This is a genomic window from Allocoprococcus comes, assembly GCF_013300725.1.
Taxonomy (GTDB): Bacteria; Bacillota; Clostridia; order Lachnospirales; family Lachnospiraceae; genus Allocoprococcus; species Allocoprococcus comes_A.
The window spans coordinates 98,431-113,062 of record NZ_JAAIMM010000009.1; the positions used below are offsets into that span (position 1 = coordinate 98,431).

A 14,632-nucleotide genomic window follows, 5' to 3' on the forward strand; every position below is an offset into this window, starting at 1 on the left:
TATGGCATCTATAAGAGAACGAAATGGAAAATTTAATGTAATCTATTCTTATACGAATGAAAAAGGTGAGAGGAAACAGAAGTGGGAAACCTATGAAACGAAAGCCGAAGCAAAGAGAAGAAAAAAAGAAATTGAATATAAAAAAGAGATGGGATCATTTGTCGTCCGTAAATGCAAAACACTGGACGAGCTTATTACAGAATATGTTGCACTTTATGGCAAAGAAAACTGGGCGCTTTCTACATATGAAGGAAATGTCTCTCTTATCAATAACTATATTCTTCCGATCATTGGTGATACGAAACTCTCAGAGATCAATACCAGATTCATCGAAAGATATTATCAGAGTCTTTTGAAGAGACGTGCAGTTATCAATCCATTGAATAAAACCAGTCGAAATGAATTTGTATCTTCCAGTACGGTCAGGGATATTAATAAGCTGCTTAGAAACTGTTTTGAACAGGCAGTGAAATGGGAGTTGATGGAGAAGAATCCTTGCACCCATGCGACTGTACCAAAACATAAATCACAAAAAAGAGACATCTGGACAGCGGATACATTAATGTATGCGCTCAGTGTCTGTGAAGATGAGCGATTAAAGCTTGCAATAAATCTATCCTTTTCATGTTCCTTACGACTTGGTGAGCTGCTTGGTCTTACCTGGGATTGTGTAGATATTTCTCCTGAGGCAATTGAAGAAAACCGTGCATATGTCTTCATCAACAAAGAATCACAGCGTATAAGAAAAGAATCGTTGAATGCATTGGATGGAAAAGATGTGTTGTTGGTATTCCCGACAAATCATAAGAAGAATTCTACGGTCCGTATTCTGAAAACACCAAAGACAGAAAGCAGTGTGCGTAAGATATTCTTACCAAAGAGTGTCGCTAATATGTTGGTAGACTGGAAAGCGGAACAGGATGAAATGAAAGAAATCCTTGGTGATGAATATATGGACTATAACCTGGTTATGGCAAGTACCTTTGGGCTTCCTCTAGGAGATGGAGCAATACGTGGTCCTTTAAAAAAACTGATCGAGGACTATAATCTCCCACCGGTTGTATTTCACAGTTTTCGTCATAGCAGCGTTACTTATAAGCTGAAATTGAATGGTGGAGACATCAAGGCGGTACAGGGTGATTCCGGCCATGCTCAGGTCAATATGGTTACGGATGTGTACTCTCATATTCTGGATGATGACCGAAGGAAAAATGCAGAGCTTTTTGAAGAAGCGTTTTATGAGAAAAAGAATCTGGATCCACAGATGCATGTACAGCAGGAAAATAATAATGCAACTGTTGCTGATGAAGTCGATCCGGAACTTCTGGCAAAAGTGTTGGCAAATCCAGAGATGCGGGCATTGCTCAATTCACTGGCGAAGACGATGAAGTAATTAGTCTATCTCCATCATATCTATTGGAATCTCCATCATTTGATGATGGAATGATGGAGATTCAGTTACAAAAAAGGTTACAGATATTTTTACTGAATAAAATTTGCCAGTCAAAAACGCATGGACAAACCGTCTCGTATGCGTTATATTATTTATAGACAAGAAAATATCTTGTGCTTTCGATAGGAAGTTTAATTGAATACTGTTTACCATGATCGAACGTACGAAGCATGGTGGTCATATAACAGATGTCGATGGTAATATCAAGGCATTCCCCAATTATTAGCTGGAGCAAACAATCAGCTAACTTTCAGAGCTTTACAGAGCTTGACAGAGGGGGTATTCAGAATAACTCGAATTGAATCGGAAACAGTTTTATATAGTATCCCACTTGGGTTTACCTTACCTCAGATTGACAGAGAGTGACAATAGGTTGGAGCTCTCCTAAGCGAGGGGTCGGAGGTTCAAATCCTCTTGGCGACGGGCTTCAAAGCGTTCGAAAATGTTAGCTGGATTAGCTGACAGCGAACGCTTTTGTTATTTTCTAATCACGTTCGTGACATGATTTTCCATTCAAAATGATCAATTACCAGCTAACGCAATTCGATTTTTGTTAGCTGACAGCTAATCAAAATCACCTGTTTGCAAACATGGGTTTTAGGAAGTTCAGCTAACATTTGGGTTCCGCTCTGTTGTCACCTCTTATTCGGGGATGTAAATCAGAGAAAAGGCGGGAAAAGAAACAATCTCTCCCAAACCTGCAAACATATAGTATAAAGGAATGTGTTGAAAAATCAGACTGTCATGAAGGAGTATATCTTTCAGAAGTGGCAGAACACATGAAATTATCGATTCCAGAAACATCTAAGATGGTAAAAAGTCTTGAAAATAAAGGATATATTATCTGGAAATTAGATGAAAAAAAAGAAAGAACATACCTTGTTTTGACGAACAAGGCAATTGAATTAAGTCATTGTCAGAAAGAAAAAATGATAGAAGCCTATGAAAAAATCATATCGAATATACAAGAAGATGAATTGGCAGTTACACGGTGTACATTGAGAAAAATCCGACAGCTTATGGAAGAAATAAAATAGTGATTAATACACCAGAGTAAGAAAAGCTCCTTCATATATTAGAATAAAAATATGACTGTTTCTTTAAAAAGAAGCCGGTCATATTTTTTTATGAAAAATAAATTTTGTTGAGGTTAAATTGAGATTGACTTTGTATTGTATAAGTATGAAATAAAAAGGAATCAGGTGATGCACAATGAAAAAGCATAAAATATGTAAAATCCTTCTTGTTATACTGGCAATTTTTTTATGTGTGGCTTTTTATGAATTGCTCGGAATCTGCGTTGCATATAAAAAGCAGCCGGAAGTGTCCAATACAACCAAAAAAGAAACAAAAAATGGATCATGGAACGAATGCAGTGAAAATACAGAACGGGCAGTAATCATAGAAAAGAATCCTGAAGCACTTTTACAAAGAGTGCGTTTGATTAAGAATGCAAAAGAGGAAATTATTCTTTCTACTTTTGCATTTCAATCCGATGAAAGTGGGAAATTGATCTTAGGAGCACTGCATGATGCGGCAGACAGAGGTGTACATATTTGTCTGTTAGTAGATGGAATGGAGAGCTGGATTGATATGGAAGGAAATCCGTATTTCTATGGATTATCTTCCCATGAGAATGTTGAAATTAAACTGTATAATAAGGCCAATCCGTTGAAACCGTGGAAAATGATGGGTAGAATGCATGATAAATATTTAATTGCAGATGGTAAGACATATATTCTTGGTGGAAGAAATACATACAATTATTTCCTGGGTGATTTTCCGGGACATAAGAACTATGACAGAGATGTGTTAGTGGTTTGCGATGAACCTGAGAAAGAAAATTCAGTTAACCAGTTGTTAGAGTATTTTGAAACGATATGGGATCAGGAAGACAGTGGTTATTTTCATGACAATAAAAAACTGGCAAATAGAAAATCTGTAAAGAACGCAGTTTTAGAGCTGCAGAACGGCTATCAGAAATATTTTGAAGAGAATAAGGAAAGAATCTGCGATACCGATTACACGGACGAAACTTTTGAGACAGAAAAGATTGCATTAGTGTCAAATCCTATCCACACAGGTCCCAAGGAACCAGTAGTCTGGTATCAACTGGGAGAACTAATGAAAAATGCAAAAGAGCGCGTGAAAATTCATACACCATATATTATCTGCAATGATATGATGTATAATACATGGAAAGAGATTGCGGAGAGAGTTCCGGATTTTTCTATCATGACAAATTCAGTTGCGAATAATGGGAATCCATTTGGGTCTGCTGATTATGCGAAAAACAGAAACAGAATCTTAAGTACAGGAATTGATATCTGGGAATATGAAGATGGTTATTCATACCACGGAAAAAGTATTCTGATTGATGATGATCTGTCTGTAATCGGTTCCTTTAATATGGACATGAGAAGTGCATATCTGGATACGGAACTGATGCTTGTAATACGCAGTAAAGATATTAATAAACAGTTGGAAGAGGGCATGATAGAATATGAAAAAGTGTCCCGCCAGATATTAGAAGGCGGAACTTATAATGATCCATATCATGTAGAGCCAATCGAATTAACAAAGAAACGTCAGAGAAAAATATTTTTGGTACAGCATCTGCTTGGATGGGCAAGGTATCTGTTTTAATGAGGAGGAAGGAAAACGTGTTTCAAATATTGATTGTAGAAGATGATAAAGAATTAAGCCAGCTATTCCAAAAAGTGCTTGAGAAGAATGGATATCAAGTCAAAAGTGCATCGGATGGAACACAGGCATTAGAAGTATTGGATAAGGAATATATTGATTTGATCATTTCTGATATTATGATGCCGGTTATGGATGGCTATGAACTGGTGTCAGAACTTCGTTCAGCAGGATATCAGATACCAGTGCTTATGATCACTGCGAAAGGTTCCTTTGATGATATGCGTCAGGGATTTTTTTCGGGAAGTGATGATTATATGGTAAAACCGGTAAATGTGAATGAAATGGTTTTAAGAGTCGGAGCACTGCTTCGCCGTGCACAGATACTGAATGAACACAAAATTGTGATCGGTTCAACAGAGTTTGATTATGATGCAATGACGGTTACAACTGATAAGGAAAGTCTTGTTTTACCTAAAAAAGAATTCCTGCTTTTATATAAGCTTGCAGCTTCGCCAGGCAGAACATTTACAAAACAACAGTTGATGGATGAAGTATGGGGATACGAGACGGAGGCAGACCCACATACGATAGAGGTACATATAGGAAGAATCAGAGAGCGTTTTAAAGATAACTCGGATTTTGAAATCGTAACAATGCGTGGAATTGGATACAAGGTGGTGAAAAAATAATGGAACAAAAGAAAGAAAAAGGATTGCGGATCCGATCCTGTCTGACTGGTGCAATCTGGCTGGCACTTGTATTTTCAACAGTCATATCTGCTTTATTATTTGCTTTTTTGAATCATTTTTTTAATCTGCCGGGCAGCATACCTGTGCTTGGCTGGCTTTTGATTTTCAATACATTGATTGCAGGGCTGATCACTTCCTTTATCAATGCAAAGTTACTGGAACCAATTACCAGACTTAGTAAAGCAATGAAGGAAGTTTCTCAGGGAGATTTTGAACAGCATTTGGAAACGAACAGCCGTATAGCAGAAGTTGGAGAATCTTATCAAAGTTTTAACGTTATGACAAAAGAACTTCGTGCAACAGAGGTGCTGCAGATGGATTTTGTATCTAATGTTTCTCATGAGTTTAAGACCCCGATCAATGCCATTGAAGGATATACAATGCTGCTTCAGGGAGAAGAACTGTCTCCGGATCAAGAGGAATATGTAGAAAAAATCTTATTTAACACCCAAAGACTTTCCGGATTGGTTGGTAATATTTTGCTGTTATCCAAGTTAGAGAATCAGAATATACCAATGAAAAAAACAGAATATCGTCTGGATGAACAGATCCGCCAGGCATTTCTTTCATTGGAAACAAAATGGGCAGAAAAAGAAATTGGTTTTCAGGTAGAATTGGAGGAAGTTAAATATACTGGAAATGAAGGACTTTTTATGCATATCTGGATAAATCTTTTGGATAATGCTATTAAATTCAGCCCTGCAAAGGGGACAATTACGATGTTTCTGAAACAAGAACAGGATTCTGTTAAGTTCATTCTGGAAGATGAAGGACCAGGAATAGAGGATGATGTAAAATCCAGAATATTTGACAAGTTCTATCAGGTAGATGGATCTCATAAAGCAGAAGGAAATGGCCTAGGTCTTGCACTTGTAAAACGGATTGTAGATAGTGCCGGAGGAACAATCAAAGCAGAAAACCGTGAATATGGTGGATGCAGATTTGTTATAGAGCTGCCAAAGCAGAAAGATGAGATTATATAGTTTTAAGATAAATTAGAAGATAGGAGGATTTATATGACATTTTATCAGGAGTTGCAGTTAAATCAGGCAGGTTCTAAAAACCTATTGAAAAAGAGTGAAACACTAAAAGAAAAATTATATCATATGTGGGTATATCTGATGAAGATAGCTGTTACAATGGCATTTTGTTTTTTCTTTGTTAGTATTTTCAGCATCCTATTTGGAAATGAGAACAGCATTGTAGGTGTAGTAGTCTTATTATGTCTCATGGTGTTTAGAAATGCGGATCTGGGGATCCACACCGGCCAATCTACGATGCTTTTGGCTTTGTTCTTTGTAATTATGACTGTATGTCCGCATTTAGCAAATCAGTTTTCACCAGTATTGGGAATGCTGTTAAATATTGCGGCACTGGCTGTGTTGATTCTGTTCGGATGCCATAATCCATTCATGTTTAATCAATCTACATTGGTTCTTGGGTATCTGCTACTATATGGTTATGATGTTACGGGAAAAAGCTATCAGATGCGATTAGTCGGAATGGCTTTAGGTGCAGCACTTACCTGCTTCGTATTTTATCGAAATCATAAAAACAGAACTTATAAAAGAAATCTGAAAGATCTGATACAAGAATTTGATATCACTTCTTCCAGAACAAAATGGCAGATATGTCAGATTTTATGCGTACCGATTGTCCTTTGCATTGCAGAACTTTGTAATATGCCACGTGCAATGTGGGCTGGTATTGCGGCCATGTCCGCGATTTTGCCGTTTATGGAAGATATGCACTACAGAGTCCGTAAAAGGATTGTCGGAAATATTGCAGGTGTTATATGTTTTACAGTATTATATTTTCTGCTTCCTTCGTCAATCTATGCATATATAGGAATTCTTGGTGGAATCGGTGTAGGATTTTCAGCACAATATGGCTGGCAGGCAGTATTTAACACATTTGGTGCTTTAGCCATTGCTGCAGAGACTTATGGACTAAAAGGAGCGGTTAGTCTTAGAGTGATTCAAAATGTTTTTGGTGTTGTGTTTGCTTTAGCATTTTGTGTTATATTTTATTGGTTTATGTCTAAAAAAAAGGAAAGTGAGTTGACCGTACATGCAGAGTAAAGTGAATCAGGAAGAAAATTTGAATAGAATTATTACGGTTCCTAATCTTCTTTCTTTTTTTCGGCTTTGTCTGATTCCGGTAATTATATGGAATTATTGTGTAAAAAAAAATCCTCTGTTAGCTGGAGAAATCTTATTGCTGTCTGGTCTTACGGATCTTGCTGATGGATATATCGCAAGAAGATTCCATAGGATTAGTAATTTAGGAAAAATACTTGATCCGGTGGCTGATAAGCTGACACAGGCAGCGATGTTAATCTGTCTGTTTACTCGTTTTCCGCATATGCTTCTTTTAATCGTAATAATGGCAGGTAAGGAGCTGTATATGGTAGTCAGTGGATGTCTTGTGATACGAAAGACAGGAAAAGTAGACGGTGCAGACTGGCATGGAAAGATAGCAACCTTTTTATTATATGGAACTGCAGCGGTGCATATTATATGGTTCCACATTACACCGATGGTATCAGATCTGTTGATTGGTTTGTGCGCTATAATGATGGTCATATCGGTCGCTCTGTATATTATCCAGAATACCAAGACCCTTAAGGGAGAGACTGTATAAGCAATTTTATATTGCAATGAATAGAAAAATATTTAGGAGAAGATAGATATAAACAGTAAGTCAAACACACAAACTATGGAGTCTTTAGTCGGTTTAATAAAATTTTAGATAGAAAATAAATCATTATAAAAAGATCCTGTTCATACTATGATATATAGAACAGGATCTTTATTTACTTTGATGTGTATGTCACCAGAAGTAATTCCAAGTTCCTGTCCAGTGACATTGTGACCGAATTCCGTGGCAGAGGTGATGAAATCAGAATCTATCCCCTCTCCTTTGCTGAGTTTTATTCTGCCTGTGACAGTGATTATGATGATGCCTGGGATGACTACATGATCTATGGAGGATTGCCGCAGGTTGTTGGTTTCCAGAGTGAGCGACAGAAAGCAGACTATCTGAAGAACATCTTTGCTAATGTTTATCTGAAGGATGTTATAGAAAGAAATAAAATTCAGAATGTGGATGAAATTGGTATTCTGGTTGATGTGCTTGCATCTGCAATCGGCGCACCAACCAACCCTTCAAAGATTGCTAATACCTTTTCCAGTGAGCGTCAGATGACTTATACCAATAAAACTATCTCAAACCACATTGACTATTTGGCAGATGCGTTTTTGATTTCCAAGGCAAGCCGGTACGACATTAAGGGACGAAAATATATCGGTGCAAATCTGAAATATTACTTTACTGATCTGGGACTGAGAAATGCTCGTTTGAATTTCAGACAGCAGGAGCCTACTCATATCATGGAGAACATTGTTTATAATGAGCTGCTGATCCGTGGCTACAATGTTGATGTGGGCGTCGTGCAGATCTTTGATAAAGATAAAGAGGACAAGCGTGTCCGTAAGCAGCTGGAAGTTGACTTTGTGGTTAACCAAGGCAATCAGAGGTACTATATTCAGGTTGCATATGACATGATTTCGAAAGAAAAGCAAACTCAGGAGTTCAACTCCTTGCGTAATATCCCAGACTCTTTCAAGAAGATTGTCATTGTAAATGGCAGCAAGAAACCTTGGAGAAATGATGAAGGATTTGTCATCATGGGAATGAAGTATTTCCTTTTAAATGCAGATAGTTTAGAGTTCTGACATCGGTTATAGATAGCTGAAAAAATCAGGGTTAGAAAAGGAAAAGAATAACAAAGATAAGTGACAAATAGAAAATAATTACAACCTTAATAATGCCGGTGCAGAATTTTGATATCCAGTACCGGCGTTATTGATTCTACCTGTTTATTCTTGTAGTAACCAATCGGCTATATCGTGAATTTCGATTCCTTCATAGCTATATTGGGGATGTTTGGTTCTGGCAATAATCATTTTCGGATAAGCATCTCGGATCTGGAGCAGAGGTGAGTATTCTCTCTCAAATGTTTCCTGCCTGGAAATGTCGTCGCTTACCTGAATATAAATCTTCTCGCTGCCTCTCTGAGCAACAAAGTCGATTTCCTTTTGATAAAGCTTGCCGACATAAACATCATATCCACGGCGAAGAAGCTCGATGCAAACGATGTTTTCATATACTCTGCCATAATCCATATTTCTGCTTCCCAGTATTGCATATCGAATACCGTTGTCACACAAATAGAATTTTTCAGAGCTTTCAAGGTATTTCTTACCTCGGATGTCGTATCTCTTAATATCATAAAATACAAAAGCATTGCACAAATACTTAATGTACTTGCCGACGGTTACATGATTAGTTGGAGTCTCATTTGCTGTCAGCAACTGACTGACCTTATTAGGCGAAGTCAGGTTGCTGATATTATCCATAAGGAACTCGCTCAGACGTTGCAAAACCAAAGTGTCAGGGAGAGAATATTTCTGTACCAAATCCCTTGTAACAATAGTTTCGTAGACCTCTTTGATATAGTTTGTTTTGTCTTTTTCGGTTCTATAAGCATAGGAACCTGCTAAACCGCCCTTGATAGCGTACTCATCAAAGAGCTTATCTTTGTCACTAATATCATCATAATATTGGCAATATTCCTGGAAGCTGAAAGGAAACACATGAATTTCAATATAGCGTCCGGTAAACAGAGTTGCCAGATCTGCACTCAACAGGAAAGCATTAGAGCCTGTTACATAGATGTCGTATTTTCCCTTAGAGTACAGGCTGTTGATTGCCAGCTCAAACTTGGGACACATCTGAACCTCGTCTACAAACAGGTAGTTCGTTTTGCCTTCCTGATAATGTTGTTCCACATAGGAGTGTAAGGCATGGTATTCCTTGATTTCTTCATACGCCAAATCCATGAAGTCAATGAAGATAATATTGATGTTTTCAAAGTTGCTTTTCAGATACGCAATATACGCCTGCATCAGTTTAGACTTACCAGATCGACGAATACCCGTAATGATCTTGATGTCAGGAGTGCCATTCAGTTCAATGATTCTATCGAGATATTTTGCTCTTGTGATTGTTTTCATATAGTCACCCACTTTCAAAAATTGAAATTTTTTCATTTTTCGAAACTGCTTCGTTGTACTTAGTATACTGTCTGCTAATAGTATATGCAAGATGTCGCTTTCAAAAACACAATTTTTTTTATTTTTTGAAAGTGGAAACTATGTAAAGGCAACCCGATTCTTTACTTAATTTCAGGAAAAATGCAGAAGAAGAGATAAAATCTATGGAATCCTTAACAGAAAATTATGATTAAAAGATAAGATGCGAGAAAATAGGTTGTATTCTAGCTAGAATTTGCATATAATAAAGGTAAAAGAGAGGTGTATGCAATATGACAGTTGATACAAATACAATGATATCTATTACAGAAGCAAATCAGAATTTTTCAAAAGTTGCACGATTGGTTGATGAACATGGAACCGCTGTTATTTTAAAAAATAATGTTCCCCGATATCTTGTTATAGATTTCAGTAAGGCAGATCAGGAAAAAACAGCACCAACTGAAGATGTAATGGCGATATCAGAACGTCTGATTAAAGAAAATATGGAAGCATATAAGGTACTTGCGAAATGATTACATTGACTAAAGAACAGGTATTGATGCTTCATGATCAGCTGATAGAAGCCACTGGTGGCAGCAAGGGCATAAGAGATGAGGGAATGTAGGAATCAGCACTTATGAATCCATACCAATCATTTGGCGGGATAGAACTTTATCCAAGCATTCAAGCCAAAGCAGCTCAGCTGTGTTTTGGAATTGTGAAAGATCATCCTATGATTGATGGAAACAAACGACTTGGTACTCATGTAATGCTTGTGTTTTTAGCATTGAATGGTTATGAATTATCATATAGCCAAAAAGAATTGAGTGATACGATATTATTACTTGCAGCGGGGAAATTACAGTCGGAAGATATTTTGCAATGGATTATTGAGCATCAAAAATAAATAAAGATTTTAAGCAGTTACAGACCGGAAAAGTTTGTAACTGTTTTTTTGTGCCTAAAAACGAGGAGGTAGCGATGAAATTATATAATATTCGGTCACCAACAAAATGAAACTATAACAAAAAACACAGAAAAATTAAGAAGGGAGGTGAACATGCATATGGGATTTTTCAGTAATGCTATCAATATCCTTCAGACACTGGTCGTTGCAATCGGTGCCGGTCTTGGTGTATGGGGAGTAATCAACCTGATGGAAGGTTATGGTAATGACAATCCTGGCGCGAATGCTCATGTGCGGTAAAGTAACACACAAGAATTTGATAGACAGCAGCCCCTCTATTCCGAATATTGAGCTACTTTTCACCTTATTACTTTGAGGTAAGTATCTTACGCCAAAGTGCGTACTTTACAAAGGCTTTCTATGGAACTATGATAAGTTTGTGGCTTTCAACAAGGAGGACGTTTCTATGGATTTCAAATGGCTAAATGAGGGACAGGTAAAAACGAATGGGGACAAGATAGAAATATTTGCTCCCGCACAAAGCGATTTTTTCTTTAACAACGGCGCAATCGGAGAAGAAGGAATCACGCCGTAATCTTTGTGCAACGCTCCGTTTTATTACACAGAGATTACGGGCGATTTTGTAATGAGAGTAAAGGTATCACATGACTTTAAAGATACCTATGATTCTGCTTCCATTATGGTAATGCAGGACATGAAAAACTGGGCGAAAGCGTGCTTTGAAATGACGGATTTTGGAACACACGCCGCAGTCAGCGTTATCGCACGAAACGGAGAATCAGACGACGCAAACGGGTGCAATATTGACGGTAACATAGCATGGCTACAGGTGTGCAGATGTGGAAACTCTTTTGCGTTTCATTACTCCGTTGACGGAAAGAACTTTTACATGATGAGGTTTTTCAATCTTCCTGCGGGCAACACTGTAAAAGTGGGGCTGCTTGCACAAGCTCCTGTTGGAAACAGAGGAAGCAGAGTTTATTCAAACCTCACATTCGAGCAGAAAACAGTAAAAAATATCCGTATGGGCGAATAAGAAATTATGTGCCGCTATCACAAGCGAAATGCAATGAAGAAGCAGACCGAAACCGTTTCAGATTTCAGTCTGCTTTTTTACAATCTGTTTTCTTCTCCCCAATCGCACATTGTTTCCAATATAGGAATGAGAGATTTTCCACGCTCTGTAAGACTGTATTCGACTTTGGGGGGAATTTGCGGATATTCTTCTCTATGGACTAATTTATCTGCTTCTAATTCTTTCAAGGTAGAGCTTAATGTTTTATAGGAGATTTCATCAATGTATTTTTTCATTTCATTGAAACGGACAACGCCAAACTCAGCCAGAACATATAGTATCGTCATTTTATATTTTCCGTTAATCAGAGATAAAGTGTAGCTAAATCCTGTACTTCTAAAGCATTCATTTGAAATATTACGTTCACTCATTTTACACTTTCCTTTTCGTAAGTATATTACACGAATTTTAGTATCGCACTTAATTGTGCGTACTTGATTTTCATTTCATTCTTGCTATTATGATAATATCGAAAGAGGGAAAAGTCAATCCCGCTATCATAAGGAGGATCAATTTTATGAGCAAAAAAATTGTTGTAATCACAGGCAGCCCCCGCAAAAAAGGAAACAGCTTCGCAATGACAGCGGCTTTTATCAAAGCTGCGGAAGAAAAAGGACATACGGTAAAGCGGTTTGACGCTGCCATGATGAATGTGAGTGGTTGCCATGCCTGCGAAACATGCTTTAAGACAGGAAAAGCCTGTTCATTTGATGATGATTTCAATGTGATAGCCCCGGCTATTCAGGAAGCCGACGCTATTGTTTTTTCCATGCCGGTTTACTGGTACACGATTCCGTCACAGATAAAGGCGGTCATTGATAAGCTGTTTTCATTCTATCATGCAGAGGTAGACCTTTCTGGAAAAGAATACGCTATCATTACTTGCTGCGAGGAAGATGATAAATCTGTCATGGACGGTATTCGGATTCCTATTGAACGGTCTGCTGCATTGTTGAAATGGAAAATGGTCGGTGCGGTAATGATTCCCGCAGTTGTAAATACAGGCGATATTGACAAGACAGATGGGTGCGAACAGGCAGCGACTTTAGCTGATAAATTCTAATTGCAAACTATCTATCAGATATTTCTACTCTGTTTAGAAATAGCAAAGCCAGCCGGAGCAGTCAACGGTCAAGATGAACTGGCATGCGCCCTGAACTGCTCCTCTGATCATTTACATGGTCTCATTTTCAAATTTTTCTGTATACTTTTTCTGGATCAAATCCACTAACTCCGGTGCCTTTCCTCCGATCGGGGTGCCGTTCATTTCGCAGACCGGGGAGCAGAATTTTGTGGAGCTGGAGACGATGATCTCGTCGACGATGATCCCGTTATCCTTGCAGATCTGGATGATGTGCATTCTTGTGATTCCCGGTAAAATATAGTGGTCTGTCGGGTGGGTCTTAAATACGCCGTCCTTGATGATGGAAACGTTGCTGTGGGCACACTCGGTGACGATATCACCGCGGTGGAAGACGCACTCGCCGCATCCGAGAGACTCCGCTTTCTCTGCCGCCATGACGTTGACGAGAAGGTTTAATGTCTTGATATTGCAGTGGAGGAAACGGGTGTCTTCCATGTCTGTAAGTTTCAGACGTTTGCTGGAGTCAGCCGATTTCCCAGGCTTCATGAAAATCCAGAGATTCGGCTTTGTGCCTGCAGCTGGGAACTGGTGCTGACGGATGCCGGTTCCCCGGGTCATCTGCCAGTAGATGAAGATATCCTTATCGTCCATTTTTGCCAGCATATCGTAGAGGATCGCCGCAAGCTCGTCCTTTGTGTAAGGGATATCGATCTTAATGAGTCCGGCGCTGTTGAAGAAACGGTCCAGGTGCTCTTTTAAAGCGAAGATCTTTCCGTTTCTCGCCAGTGTCGCCTCGTACACACCATCACCGAAATAACATGCGCGGTCGTTCATCGGAACGGTCATCTCTTCCAGAGGTCCGAATTTACCGTTGTAGTAGCCAAGTGTTTTCATTTACATTTCCTCCTGAATTTACGAAAAATTTTTCGGATATAACTGAAATATTCTATCGCTATCATAGCATGGAACAGGAGGAAAGTAAAGGAAAGAGGAAGGATTTCAGCTAATGTTTTTGGACATATTGTATAAAAGGTCCTATATTTTCCCATTGTCATATGTAAAATTTTTCTGTATAATATAGAATAATTATAACTGTTCAGTAGGTCTGCGCATTTACTGCGCTGACCGTAAGAAAAATTAGGCTGGAAGGCAAAAATCCTATCGGAGCAGCTGATTTGGAATGGATTTTTGCGCGTAACTGTGAGGGTACTGAACCAATGTCATTTAGTTAACGTTTAATAGGGAGCGAATTCTTACAGAACAAATTACAGATGGGCCTTAGTGGAACAGTTTTACAGATATGTTTACGATTTACTCATGAAGGAAAGCACGACAAAAAGACAGATTGCAAATCTGCCTCAAAACGGATTATAATGATGCAAGTAGCCTTGCCCATATTTCCTGTTTCACGTATTCGGGTTTATATGCATGGAAATTACTCAGCCCAATGGTATATTTCAGTTTCCTGAAGAGTTACAGGAAATCCTAGGAGTCAGCAGACCTACTATTTATAACCTTTTAAAGAAAAAGGAATTCCGGTGGATGATATGCTACCCTCATATAGGACAATGAAATATAAAAGTCCTATATGGGGGTAT

Annotated in this window: 18 protein-coding genes and 1 pseudogene; 16 read left to right on the forward strand and 3 right to left on the reverse strand. The window is 38.3% G+C overall.

Annotated elements, in window-relative coordinates; all coding sequences use genetic code 11:
* Window position 1 precedes the first annotated feature (1 nt).
* From G4407_RS06885 to G4407_RS06920, 8 genes and pseudogenes are all read left to right on the forward strand, one after another.
* Window positions 2-1,393, forward strand: a complete 1,392-nt coding sequence (locus tag G4407_RS06885; RefSeq protein WP_173688246.1) for a tyrosine-type recombinase/integrase — start codon at window positions 2-4, stop codon at window positions 1,391-1,393.
* 839 nt (window positions 1,394-2,232) lie between these two features.
* Entirely contained in the window at window positions 2,233-2,490 is a 258-nt protein-coding gene (locus tag G4407_RS06890) for a helix-turn-helix domain-containing protein (protein ID WP_243868781.1), read from the forward strand.
* A gap of 175 nt (window positions 2,491-2,665) precedes the next feature.
* Window positions 2,666-4,099 (forward strand): phospholipase D family protein, encoded by a 1,434-nt coding sequence (locus G4407_RS06895; protein WP_173688247.1) that lies wholly within the window; start codon window positions 2,666-2,668, stop codon window positions 4,097-4,099.
* Window positions 4,078-4,788, forward strand: coding sequence for a response regulator transcription factor (locus G4407_RS06900; RefSeq protein ID WP_173688248.1), 711 nt, complete (start codon window positions 4,078-4,080; stop codon window positions 4,786-4,788). Before G4407_RS06895 ends, G4407_RS06900 begins: the two co-directional genes overlap by 22 nt.
* Entirely contained in the window at window positions 4,788-5,831 is a 1,044-nt protein-coding gene (locus G4407_RS06905) for a HAMP domain-containing sensor histidine kinase (RefSeq protein WP_173688249.1), read from the forward strand. The genes G4407_RS06900 and G4407_RS06905 overlap by 1 nt, the downstream gene beginning before the upstream one ends.
* 33 nt (window positions 5,832-5,864) lie before the next feature.
* Window positions 5,865-6,929, forward strand: coding sequence for an FUSC family protein (locus G4407_RS06910; RefSeq protein WP_173688250.1), 1,065 nt, complete (start codon window positions 5,865-5,867; stop codon window positions 6,927-6,929).
* Window positions 6,919-7,491 (forward strand): CDP-alcohol phosphatidyltransferase family protein, encoded by a 573-nt coding sequence (locus tag G4407_RS06915; RefSeq protein WP_173688251.1) that lies wholly within the window; start codon window positions 6,919-6,921, stop codon window positions 7,489-7,491. The genes G4407_RS06910 and G4407_RS06915 overlap by 11 nt, the downstream gene beginning before the upstream one ends.
* Window positions 7,492-7,670: 179 nt before the next feature.
* A pseudogene (locus G4407_RS06920) lies at window positions 7,671-8,585 on the forward strand (ATP-binding protein); the annotation flags it as partial.
* A gap of 144 nt (window positions 8,586-8,729) precedes the next feature.
* Here G4407_RS06920 and G4407_RS06925 read toward each other — a convergent pair.
* A complete protein-coding gene (locus G4407_RS06925) occupies window positions 8,730-9,962 on the reverse strand; it encodes an ATP-binding protein (protein ID WP_173688252.1) in 1,233 nt (410 codons plus the stop codon).
* A gap of 275 nt (window positions 9,963-10,237) precedes the next feature.
* Here G4407_RS06925 and G4407_RS06930 point away from each other — a divergent pair, with 275 nt between their 5' ends.
* The 6 genes from G4407_RS06930 (at window position 10,238) to G4407_RS06945 (ending at window position 11,911) form a co-directional block, all read left to right on the forward strand.
* A complete protein-coding gene (locus G4407_RS06930; protein ID WP_173688253.1) occupies window positions 10,238-10,480 on the forward strand; it encodes a type II toxin-antitoxin system Phd/YefM family antitoxin in 243 nt (80 codons plus the stop codon).
* Complete coding sequence (locus G4407_RS17020; protein ID WP_334297095.1) at window positions 10,477-10,572, forward strand: cell filamentation protein Fic; 96 nt, start codon at window positions 10,477-10,479, stop codon at window positions 10,570-10,572. The genes G4407_RS06930 and G4407_RS17020 overlap by 4 nt, the downstream gene beginning before the upstream one ends.
* 12 nt (window positions 10,573-10,584) lie before the next feature.
* Window positions 10,585-10,854, forward strand: coding sequence for a type II toxin-antitoxin system death-on-curing family toxin (locus G4407_RS06935; RefSeq protein WP_330586004.1), 270 nt, complete (start codon window positions 10,585-10,587; stop codon window positions 10,852-10,854).
* Between the two features lie 159 nt (window positions 10,855-11,013).
* Window positions 11,014-11,154 (forward strand): Maff2 family mobile element protein, encoded by a 141-nt coding sequence (locus G4407_RS06940; protein WP_173688254.1) that lies wholly within the window; start codon window positions 11,014-11,016, stop codon window positions 11,152-11,154.
* Between the two features lie 166 nt (window positions 11,155-11,320).
* Window positions 11,321-11,449, forward strand: coding sequence for a hypothetical protein (locus G4407_RS16720; protein WP_274597648.1), 129 nt, complete (start codon window positions 11,321-11,323; stop codon window positions 11,447-11,449).
* A 3-nt stretch (window positions 11,450-11,452) separates the two neighbouring features.
* The gene (locus G4407_RS06945; protein ID WP_274597649.1) at window positions 11,453-11,911 is read left to right on the forward strand and encodes a DUF1349 domain-containing protein; all 459 of its coding nucleotides are present in this window, start codon (window positions 11,453-11,455) and stop codon (window positions 11,909-11,911) included.
* Between the two features lie 77 nt (window positions 11,912-11,988).
* On the opposite strand, the gene G4407_RS06950 is transcribed toward G4407_RS06945, so the two are convergent.
* Complete coding sequence (locus tag G4407_RS06950; RefSeq protein ID WP_150310618.1) at window positions 11,989-12,321, reverse strand: winged helix-turn-helix transcriptional regulator; 333 nt, start codon at window positions 12,319-12,321, stop codon at window positions 11,989-11,991.
* Between the two features lie 146 nt (window positions 12,322-12,467).
* On the opposite strand from G4407_RS06950, the gene G4407_RS06955 reads away from it, so the two are divergent.
* Window positions 12,468-13,013: a flavodoxin family protein gene (locus tag G4407_RS06955; RefSeq protein WP_173688255.1), complete on the forward strand. Its 546-nt coding sequence runs from the start codon at window positions 12,468-12,470 to the stop codon at window positions 13,011-13,013.
* A 111-nt stretch (window positions 13,014-13,124) separates the two neighbouring features.
* Here the strand turns inward: G4407_RS06955 and G4407_RS06960 are convergent, their stop codons facing one another.
* On the reverse strand, window positions 13,125-13,928 hold the full coding sequence (locus G4407_RS06960; protein WP_173688256.1) for an aminotransferase class IV: 804 nt from the start codon (window positions 13,926-13,928) through the stop codon (window positions 13,125-13,127).
* 534 nt (window positions 13,929-14,462) lie between these two features.
* On the opposite strand from G4407_RS06960, the gene G4407_RS06965 reads away from it, so the two are divergent.
* The gene (locus G4407_RS06965) at window positions 14,463-14,606 is read left to right on the forward strand and encodes a helix-turn-helix domain-containing protein (protein ID WP_173688257.1); all 144 of its coding nucleotides are present in this window, start codon (window positions 14,463-14,465) and stop codon (window positions 14,604-14,606) included.
* Window positions 14,607-14,632: the final 26 nt, after the last annotated feature.